Origin of the sequence: Shewanella sp. Isolate13 (genome assembly GCF_022398325.1) — a bacterium.
In the GTDB taxonomy this organism is placed as follows: domain Bacteria; phylum Pseudomonadota; class Gammaproteobacteria; order Enterobacterales; family Shewanellaceae; genus Shewanella.
Genome location: NZ_JAKEVD010000063.1, coordinates 1 through 9,374, shown reverse-complemented (window position 1 = coordinate 9,374; position 9,374 = coordinate 1). Strand labels below are relative to the sequence as shown.

Below are 9,374 nucleotides of genomic sequence, written 5' to 3'. Positions count from 1 at the left end.
CTTTTGTTTTCAACCAAGATTCAAAAGTTAAATTATCTACTCTATAATCAAGCAATTCATAATAATCTGTTTCAACTGCACATTTTTTCTCATCTATTTTATTACGTAATGAGTTAATTGAACCTTGGGTATCTTTCAGCTCTTTGATATTTAAACTTAGTCCCGATAATTGCTTTTCTGTATCATTTAAATTTTGAAGATAATTATAAGTATCTTCAGTTGCATGCTCTAGGTGTTGTTGGCAGGTAGGGCAGTTATTTTCGGAAAGTATGTCTTTCTTTAAACTACGTCTAACTTTTTGTAAGAGCTTTCGACTTTCTTCAAGCCTAGTTAGTTTATTACAAGTAGCAAGATAGTCTTTTTCGAGTGTAATTAACTCTGACCTATTATTTTTATATGGCTCAATATACTCTGCTGACTTTGACAAAAATGCTTCGTCTTTTAATTTACTTAATTTGAAGCTTTTATTGTTTTCCTCGATTCTATGAAAAAGCTTACATTCAGTTTGTAATACTTTTCTCTCTTTTTCTAGATTTGCTTTTTCAATTCTGTCAAAGTTATTTACTATGCCTAAATAATAGTCAAAGAAGTCTGTTTTGAAATTCCTTACGAAGTCCAAACCTCTAAATGATTTGTGTCTAGATACCCACCCCACATCCTGAGCTACATAGTAAGGTAAAAACATTGCTTCTAGTGAAGCGGGTTTATACTCCCCTTCATATTCAAGGTATAAGTCAAAACCAAATAGCTTTGATAGGTAACTTTTAAGTTTGAGGTGCTCTCTTGACCTATTACCACTCACGCCAATAAATTTGATTGGCTGTTCATCATTCTTCTTTATTGCGAGTATTTCACCATCCCTAACAATTGACACCTTTGATACACTAGGGTTTCTTATCGTGAAATCTAACCTAAAGATTATCTCTTCGGATAGTAACTCTTCTAATTTTCTCTTTTCATCATTTATACCAAACGTATAAAGAATAGACTGTAAAAAGCTACTTTTTCCTGACGTATTTTTCCCATGTACAATATTGATACTACTAGAAAAGTCAGTATTGAAATATTTCTTGTTTTTTTCAGAATAAGCGAAAAAATTGTTGTATTCGATTTTAGCTTTCAATTTTAATGTTCCGTTTTATAAATTGATTCGAAATATGCGGCGTACACGGTAGCTTTTAATGTATCTTTATCTAAGTTTGAACTATTCGAGTAAAGGAACTTCTCAATTAGCTCATCTACACAGTCTTCTTCAGCATAGCTTGAACATGTTTGATAATTGAGTTTTACAAAGCTTAATATCTTTTGATGTTCTGTTTCATCTTTGCTTTTAAATAGTTCAAAAGCCAAAGTAAACTTCATTTCAAATGTTTCTTTTTCAAATGGCTTGATGCCTATTTTTTTTGAAATAGCTGATTTTTGTTCCCGCCAATAATCAAAGGCTTTTGATTTAGTTGTGATTATATCTATGGCTTTATTTATATCTTGACTACATACTTGTTTTGATTTGTCTGAAAGTCGAGCTATGTTTTTTTGATTATATGTTAACTCTACTGTTTTAAATATCTTGAAAAGACTTTCTAAAGCGGCTTTGGGATCATTTATTTTGTTAGTGAAAACTTCATCTAACTTACCCTTTAGTTGATTTTCTTGCTCTTTATTAACTCTGGTTAAATTGACAAAGAGAAACCTCAAATTATTTAGCTCTTCAGACAAGATCTCTTCGTCAAACTGGTCATATTGGTTTAGAGATTTTTTTATTGCCTCTTTTAGCTTTTCATCCAAGGCATTAAATTCCACCTCTGAATTTAGCTCATTTATATTCTCTGAAAAAGTTTCCGAACTTCCCCCTTTCGAACTATTTTTTACCTTAGTTTCAAGTTCAACTGTTGAATTAGTCGAAAAATAAAGTGTGTGGTCATAATTGGGGCATTTGGGGTGTGGATCGCTTTCGAGAGATTTTCCAGTTTTTAATATTTTAACAATAATCTCTGCAAGACTTTTGTTGATTCTCCAGCTACCATTTGCTTTTTTTTTGGATTGGTAAGTTTCTGCTTTTACAGCATGCCCATGGTCATTTAGAAAACAAAATACAATATCTTCAAGATGTTCTAAAGAAACGAAGTATTTAGCCCCTTCAAATTTATCTTTAAAATTATCTAAAATGACAAATAAAGCCATATTTCTTTGTAAAGCAAAGCCTTGCTGAGCTGTCACTCCTGCATTTACGCTTTTATCAACCAACACTTATTCCTTTAAATAGATTCCATTAATGTGCTTTGCACAGTATCACCATGTTTTTTAACATAAAACCTTGAATTTTTCTATCTAATTAAGGGGTTAATTTAAAACAACCCACTACCACCTTCAGCCGATGGATGAGTAGCCTCATAAACTTGAGACAGTTTCTTACGGCTTACATGGGTATATAGTTGCGTAGTGAGAATACTGGCATGGCCGAGCATTTCTTGGATATGACGTAAGTCAGCACCATTATCTAACATGGTGGTTGCGGTATTATGGCGGAATAAGTGGCAAGCGCCTTTGCGATCAAATCCTGCTAGTTTGACGTATTGAGAGGCCATATCTGATAGTTTACCTGGAACATAACGTTTGCCGTTATTCGCTAAGAACAATGCTTTTCCCGAGCTGATAAAGGCAAATCTTGGGCGAATTTTACCAATATAAAACGCAAGCCATTCACACCCACGCTGACTTATAGGCACTAGCCGCTCTTTCTTGCCTTTACCATGTACACGCACCATTTTCCCGGTAAAGTCGATATCATCAACATTGAGCTTAACCAGCTCGCCACGGCGAATACCGGTGGCAAAGAATGTTTCGAGTATAGCTCTATCTCTTAGCCCCTTAATGCCAAACAATAACGGCTGCTCTAAGATAACTTCGATTTCTTCAACACTATATAGTGCTTTAGGTATCTGGTGTCCTTTACTTGGCAATTCTATATCAGCTAGCGTGTTCTTCGATAACAATCCCTTTATGTGCATATACTTCACAAAAGTTTTTACATACGTCAGTAAATTACGCTTTTGAGCAGGCCCTAACGGTTCGTTATCTAGCTTTTTACGATAGCTATTAAGATAAGCAGCATAGTCATCCATCAAGTCTAGGTTAATCAAGTCGATGGTAGTGATACTTTGTGCTTGGCACCAAATAATGAACTTTTTAAGGCCTCCTCGCTTATTGCGAACGGTATCTGAGCTTTGCCCTTTGGCAAGACAAAGCTCTAGATAATACTCTACACAAGGCCAAAATAATTTAGTGGTAGGTTTGTCCATAAATTAATTCCTTCGCAAAAGTCATTCCTGAATCAACAAATGCCTTCGGCTCTGGTTTATGCCAATAAACTATTGCCTTGTCACCACCTCGAATGCGACCAATGCGGTAGCCCGTTGCTGAAACAATATGACCATCTTCAATCGTTGGAAAAACAATACAGCCTCGGAATAACTCATGACCGCTTGAGCGAATTAAACCACTACGCTGCAAACTACCGCGAATAGCGGCACCTTCAGGCGTTCGACACTTCGGAATACACTTCCCCAATGTTCTATCACAAAAACCAATATCATCAATATGCTGAGTATGCTCTTCAAATAAGCAATTCATGTGAACGAATTGCTGGGCAATATCACTGCATGTAAACTGACGTTGATAATGCTCAAACGCTTGCTGTATATATAAATCATCAAGGTTAATTTGACCTAAAACACTTAGGTAGCTTTCGTTACTTGTTAACATTTTTGCCTCCTTGCTGCGCATTAATTTTGCGAAATGAATCACTGCCTGCTTCAAAAATATATTTGAATTTCGTGTGGCCAATACGATCAAAGATTGAATCTCCAATATATTGTTCACCCACAGCCTTATGCCAGTCCCCAACATCAAATTGAGATGTAATAACCCAACAGCCGTTACCTTCCCGCTCTTCGACCAAATTAAACAGCAGTAAACGCTCTTCATCTGTTAATGGCGTTAAGCCCCAATCATCTACTATTAGCACTGCCATTCGGTTAAGCTTTTTAATGTACTTATCAGTCTCACCATTAAGCTCTGCCTCAACTAACGCTTTAATAAGATGTCGATACTTTAAAAACTTAACTTTAAAGCCCTTAATGATTGCCCCATTACCGACAGCCGAGGCCGCAGTTGTTTTGCCTAAGCCTGAAGCACCAATGAGTAAAATATTTTGCATATTATTTACCCATTCACATGAACCTAATACTTGGATATCTTCAAGAGAGAATGGTGACTCATCATTTATAGGTAAGTTCTCCAACATAGCCAACGGCCATTTTAAGGCAGCATTTTTTCTAGCTAAGCGTTGAGAGTTTTCAAATCGTGATGCTAATTGAATGTCAAAAAGCTCTTCAATTGCCTTATCCAAAAGCTCTCTCTCTATGTCGTGATTTTCAGCGACCTGCTCATATCCACTCATCGCTGCTGATAATTTTAATTGCTGAAATTTCTCGGTTAATTGCGGACTGATCATGTGACCTCCTAATGCGAATTGTAATAATCAGCACCACGAAGGTGCTTATTAGAAAAAGGAATTTGAACTAATGAGTTAACATCACTCAAATCAACGTCATAAGCCTTAGTAGCAATAACATCTCTTAATCGTGTTGGTGACATTTGGTTGTACAAAGCAGCGAACTCACAAGCTTTTTCAAACTCCTCATTGGATAAATTAGAAGACTCAGCAAGCTTGATGATCTTGCGACAGCGGTCATTAGCTAAACGTGACTTTTTATGGGCACAATCAAACTGAGCAGCAATAACTTTTTTAGCATATTCGCCATATACTTCCGCCCATTCCCAATAATACTCAATATCTTTATCTTCGAAATATTGATGGTTAGGTGGCATGTGTTCAAAAACACGAGTAAGTTCACCGATTGCATAGCTACGTGTATGAGCCGCTATCATTTTTCCTTGGTAAAATATTTCAATATTTTTAGGCTTTACATGAATAGAAACAGGCTTATTAGCATATGTAAAAGGTACAGAATAATAATGCTCTTTAACTAAAACGCAGTAATCTGTCGGCACATTCATTTCATAGACATTTTCAATCAATTCAAAGGGTTTATCTGGCAGTGCTTTTAGCATTGGCTTGTCTATTCTTTCGAATAATTCTTGGCGACAGGTACTAAACTTTTGAAATTTTTCACTGTTTAACTTTTTACACTCTGAAAGCAGGTATTGATTCATAGCTTCGATGCTACCAAAGTGCATGTCCAACATATTCGATATGATTCGATTAGTGATAAAGCCAACACCATTTTCAGCTATTGCTTTATCTTTAGGTTTTCTTGGTCGCCCAGGTAAGATATTTGTGCTGTACCACTTACCAAATACTTCATAGTTCTTATTGAGGATCTTCTCAGGGTTTGAAGAGGTCACGAGTGCTTTAGGGTTATCAGGAATAATAATTTCAGGCACACCGCCGTAAAACTCGATCATAGCGACATGTGCTTCAATCCAGTCCCTGGTCGTTTGTCTTGGTGTAGCGTATATAAAAATGTATGATGAAACGCCTACAGTGCTGACAAAAATACTAGCCATTAATGGGTCGGTTACATTTTCTGGCGAATAAGGAGCCTGAGTTCCTGAATAGTCCACATAAGCAATTTCACCCGCATTATGATTAATTTTCATTGATAGCTTAATCAGCCCCTCGTGCTCTCGAACCAACTTGTAGAACTGAGTCAGTTTATACGCTGCGCCTTCAGGGCAAGTTGGAAGATATACTTGGTAGTAAGCATTTCTCTTCGTTTGCTTTGGCTTACTAATGAACTCAATAACATCGTCCATATTAGGTTTAATTTTTTGAACATTTCTAAATGGCCAATTTGGAAAGAAAAGTACATTAACTTCTACTTCTTCCATTGTTTCCATTGATTGCCACGAGATATTATTTTCTTCCAATACCTTTTTTGTTTTCATCACGGTAACGTGGGAGCAATCAGTAGTACGTCCTATCGCTCTTAGTGATAATTTTGTTGTTTGTAATAGCCTGGCTATCAAACATCGTGTTTTTTTCGACAACATAGTCATTCCTCATGATTCATTTTCATAAGGCGCAGCTAGCCGCAGACTTCATTTGATGAAACCTTGACAAAACGACTATTGGAGACAATGCTTATAGCTGTCGTGTTTGAACCAATCGACAAAGCAATTTAAGCCTCAAAGTTACCAGCTTTGGGGCTTTGTCTTTTCTACGCCAACCTTTTATTACGTCATTTATCCTCCCTTGCTTGCTCTGCTAACCACCTAGCAATATCTTTAACTAATGCATGCGTTCCTCTACGGTTAGGCACTATAAATGTGGTGATAGGTAGTGTTTTTCTTACTACTGCCTGTCTCAACGCATATATCGAACTGTAACCAAGCGCCTTTTGTAATTCAGCGCCCTTTAAAACAGGGCTGCCGTACATTTTTAGTAAGTCCTGCTCTAACTTTTTTGCCAGTTCATCAACTTCATCTTCACTCATGCCATCCCCTTACAAGACCAACTAAGACAAGTTGACTAATAAATAATCTAATTAAGACTAGACTTAATGTATTTATGCGTCAGTGCCATTTTTTTAAGATTAGTGTCATCCCTTGGAGGGCTTATGCCTTTTAGAAAAATTCAAAGTCATTACAGCAAAGGGAAAAGCTTTAGTCAGTTTCAGCAATATCGTTCGCTGCCAAAGCGATTACGTAAAATAGCGGCAGTGTTCTGGGTTAGTTTTTTATGTGAGGAAAAAAAGGCTGATAACCATTATCAATTAACCAAATCTATTATTGATGATGACTCTATCGATAAAACCCATTCAGAGTTTCGGTCAATTTATCGGTTTTTAATGCGTAAATCGAAAGGTGAAATATGCTCTAGGTATCATCCGATTCAGCATATTGAAAGCTATGAACAAGAGTGTACTCGTTTGCTTTATCACCCCATATGGCCATTATTGGCATCAAGCAAATCACGACATTCAGAATTGACGGATATTGTTGTTCAACTTCCTCATCAAGTTGTTTCATGTATATCTACAGATAATGGTTTGTCTTTAGATGCTGATTGGCAAGCAATATGTAAGCAAACAAACCTAGATGCTCTATGTGGCTTGTTAGTTTTAGCCGTATGGGCAAATCAAGAAAGTAATGATAATTACAACCAAGATAAACTAACCATCCTCGCTCAATTGAACGAAAGCATTTTCAAGATGATTTTCCGTATGTTTACGCTTTTTATATCAGAGGATGATTTGAAACCTTTTGCTTTTAAGTATTTAAATTATTTATGCCAACTAATAGAGAAGGCGTGCAGTAATTTCCTCATGCATAAGCCAAGTAATATTAAGCTCAAAATTCCAGCCCTAGAACTATATTGCAGCGTTGAAAACAAGGAGACGGAATTAATGATCCCCACAGGTTTTTCAACCAAACATAACCCAAATATTTTGCTATCTGGCTCTGCGTCCACAAACATAAACTACCTAGCCTTATATCGCTTATATCAAGCTCTCACATCAATTGTTTCACTGCCTAAATATAAGCAATTACTACCAGGCGCAAACAAGAGCAGAAATGCAGCTTATTTTTTATCTCTGATTCAGCATTCATCTATGCACCTTTATTTGTACTTTTTAAGAGGGAAATCTTTTTGCCTCTCTCACAATATCCCTATTAAGCAATATGAATATGCTCAGGTTCAATTCAACAAATCTTGTGAAACTTACCGGAACAACCTTTAAACACCTAACTGTTAATTTTCTATCGTTTAAGTGGTCATTGCTAAATGGGATCACGGTTATTAATAAATGAAACTAGGGTACAGTTTTAGCGGAATATGCATATGCAAATTACGCTCCTAAACAACCATTGTTCCGCAAATAAACCACCAAAAACCCGAATAAAAATGACCACTAGAACGCTGGGTAATAACCACTTTTAGCTCGTCAAATTAATCTAATATTGGGTAGCAAGCCATGAACCTATTTGAAGGAGCAATAATGAAAAATCCACTTTGTTCAAAAGCAGTTAATATCGATGGCAAATTGATGATTGAAATACCTGACCCAGTTGTTGAAAAGTTGGCTATTTCATCAGGTGATTTTGTTGAGTTTGGTAGCACTAAAAATGTCAGTTTTTGGAAGAGTGAAAATGTCGATGTGCCCACTGATGTTTTCAACGCTCTATTGGAAATGTTTAAGACTGAAGATTATGTGTTTCAGTGGCTCAATAAAAAGCAAAAATATTTGTTAGGTAAAGCACCGATCACACTACTTAATACATCAGCAGGTAAAGAAGAAGTTCTGGGGTTAATAGAACGTCTTATACGGGGGGACTTGTCTTAGGCGATTTGCAGTTTTTGTTTACTCGGTTATAACCAGCCTAAACTTAAGGAGCAAATATGAATATCCTTTTTCTTTGTACGGCAAACAAACAGCGTAGCAAAACAGCAGAAGAACTATTTCGTGCAGCTAATAAAAGTAATCAATACAAATCAGCGGGTTTAAGTGCCAAATACGTTGGTAAAGCAGGGGCAACACTTTGTACACCAGAACTACTTGAGTGGGCTGACAAAATCTACGTGTTTGAAGTGGCTCATATTGAACGCATTCAGGAACATACGGGTGATAAATACTTAGCTAAAATTACAAACCTGCAAATCGAAGATAAATACCAATACTTTCAGCGAGAACTTGTTCTCTTGATATTAGAAAGATGCGTTCTCGTCTAGTTACTTAGTTTCACAAGAGATGCCTCTTTCAAGTTGTTGCCTTTCACACATAAATTACAGTAAACGATATTGTTTACTTGAAGTACATATAATTGAATACCGAGGAGGGCTTTACCGTTAGTAAACAAAAATGTTTACTCGCTATGAACTTGTAACTTTGGCTTCAAACTTCAACTTTAAATTATTATTGTCCTATGTGAACTTTCTCCTTAAAGTATTAATAACAATTTAAACATTGATAGGATTATTAGAGCAACAGTTTTAGTATGTCACCGTTTTAACTCGAAGAACTCTTCAACCCACGCAGTTCTTTTAGATTTATCTTTACCTCGAATTTCTTCAATATTTTGGAAGCACTCTCCAAGGACTTTTTGACCTTCATGCCAAATATCTATCATGTACATCTTCTCACCCGGGTAGACCTCAGCACCAGAAAATGGGGTGGTATAAATGATCGTAAAGCTTTCAGTTTCTAGTGACTCCGCAAACCCTGGTAAATTATCGACTTCTAATCTTTTGCCGTATTTCTCTATCAACTCAATAGCTCTAACAGCAATATCACTTATTTTTCTCATAACTATCCTACAAGTAACTAACTAGATAAATTATAGGTAAAAAT

General features: G+C 36.2%; 11 protein-coding genes. 3 read left to right on the top strand and 8 right to left on the bottom strand.

Translation table 11 applies throughout. The annotated features are described in order from the left end of the window. The 7 genes from L1D44_RS21445 to L1D44_RS21415 all read right to left on the bottom strand — a co-directional run. Positions 1-1,123 (bottom strand): hypothetical protein (locus L1D44_RS21445; protein WP_239893229.1); only part of this gene is annotated, 1,123 nt, incomplete at its 3' end. Positions 1,124-1,125: 2 nt separating this feature from the next. After that, the gene (locus tag L1D44_RS21440; RefSeq protein ID WP_239893228.1) at positions 1,126-2,244 is read right to left on the bottom strand and encodes a DUF4297 domain-containing protein; all 1,119 of its coding nucleotides are present in this window, start codon (positions 2,242-2,244) and stop codon (positions 1,126-1,128) included. 101 nt (positions 2,245-2,345) lie between these two features. Further along, positions 2,346-3,299 carry a tyrosine-type recombinase/integrase gene (locus L1D44_RS21435; RefSeq protein WP_239893227.1) on the bottom strand — a complete coding sequence of 318 codons (954 nt, stop codon included), beginning with the start codon at positions 3,297-3,299 and terminating at the stop codon, positions 2,346-2,348. After that, complete coding sequence (locus L1D44_RS21430; protein WP_239893226.1) at positions 3,280-3,762, bottom strand: hypothetical protein; 483 nt, start codon at positions 3,760-3,762, stop codon at positions 3,280-3,282. Before L1D44_RS21430 ends, L1D44_RS21435 begins: the two co-directional genes overlap by 20 nt. Further along, the gene (locus tag L1D44_RS21425; protein WP_239893225.1) at positions 3,749-4,513 is read right to left on the bottom strand and encodes an ATP-binding protein; all 765 of its coding nucleotides are present in this window, start codon (positions 4,511-4,513) and stop codon (positions 3,749-3,751) included. Before L1D44_RS21425 ends, L1D44_RS21430 begins: the two co-directional genes overlap by 14 nt. Positions 4,514-4,521: 8 nt before the next feature. Continuing rightward, positions 4,522-6,075, bottom strand: a complete 1,554-nt coding sequence (gene istA / locus L1D44_RS21420) for an IS21 family transposase (protein ID WP_239893224.1) — start codon at positions 6,073-6,075, stop codon at positions 4,522-4,524. A gap of 188 nt (positions 6,076-6,263) precedes the next feature. Further along, entirely contained in the window at positions 6,264-6,518 is a 255-nt protein-coding gene (locus L1D44_RS21415; protein ID WP_169021458.1) for a hypothetical protein, read from the bottom strand. Between the two features lie 123 nt (positions 6,519-6,641). Between L1D44_RS21415 and L1D44_RS21410 the strand changes: the two genes are divergently transcribed. The 3 genes from L1D44_RS21410 (at position 6,642) to L1D44_RS21400 (ending at position 8,755) form a co-directional block, all read left to right on the top strand. After that, entirely contained in the window at positions 6,642-7,766 is a 1,125-nt protein-coding gene (locus tag L1D44_RS21410) for a hypothetical protein (RefSeq protein WP_239893223.1), read from the top strand. 258 nt (positions 7,767-8,024) lie between these two features. Further along, the gene (locus L1D44_RS21405) at positions 8,025-8,369 is read left to right on the top strand and encodes a hypothetical protein (protein ID WP_239893222.1); all 345 of its coding nucleotides are present in this window, start codon (positions 8,025-8,027) and stop codon (positions 8,367-8,369) included. A 56-nt stretch (positions 8,370-8,425) separates the two neighbouring features. Further along, on the top strand, positions 8,426-8,755 hold the full coding sequence (locus tag L1D44_RS21400; RefSeq protein ID WP_239893221.1) for a hypothetical protein: 330 nt from the start codon (positions 8,426-8,428) through the stop codon (positions 8,753-8,755). 269 nt (positions 8,756-9,024) lie between these two features. Here L1D44_RS21400 and L1D44_RS21395 read toward each other — a convergent pair whose 3' ends face one another. After that, positions 9,025-9,330 (bottom strand): hypothetical protein, encoded by a 306-nt coding sequence (locus L1D44_RS21395; protein ID WP_239893220.1) that lies wholly within the window; start codon positions 9,328-9,330, stop codon positions 9,025-9,027. Positions 9,331-9,374: the final 44 nt, after the last annotated feature.

Bases quoted from the DNA above. Each gene is read 5' to 3' on its own strand.
- istA (WP_239893224.1), bottom strand. From the start codon at position 6,075: ATGTTGTCGAAAAAAACACGATGTTTGATAGCCAGGCTATTACAAACA.
- L1D44_RS21415 (WP_169021458.1), bottom strand. From the start codon at position 6,518: ATGAGTGAAGATGAAGTTGATGAACTGGCAAAAAAGTTAGAGCAGGAC.
- L1D44_RS21435 (WP_239893227.1), bottom strand. From the start codon at position 3,299: ATGGACAAACCTACCACTAAATTATTTTGGCCTTGTGTAGAGTATTAT.
- L1D44_RS21405 (WP_239893222.1), top strand. From the start codon at position 8,025: ATGAAAAATCCACTTTGTTCAAAAGCAGTTAATATCGATGGCAAATTG.
- L1D44_RS21430 (WP_239893226.1), bottom strand. From the start codon at position 3,762: ATGTTAACAAGTAACGAAAGCTACCTAAGTGTTTTAGGTCAAATTAAC.
- L1D44_RS21410 (WP_239893223.1), top strand. From the start codon at position 6,642: ATGCCTTTTAGAAAAATTCAAAGTCATTACAGCAAAGGGAAAAGCTTT.
- L1D44_RS21425 (WP_239893225.1), bottom strand. From the start codon at position 4,513: ATGATCAGTCCGCAATTAACCGAGAAATTTCAGCAATTAAAATTATCA.
- L1D44_RS21395 (WP_239893220.1), bottom strand. From the start codon at position 9,330: ATGAGAAAAATAAGTGATATTGCTGTTAGAGCTATTGAGTTGATAGAG.
- L1D44_RS21400 (WP_239893221.1), top strand. From the start codon at position 8,426: ATGAATATCCTTTTTCTTTGTACGGCAAACAAACAGCGTAGCAAAACA.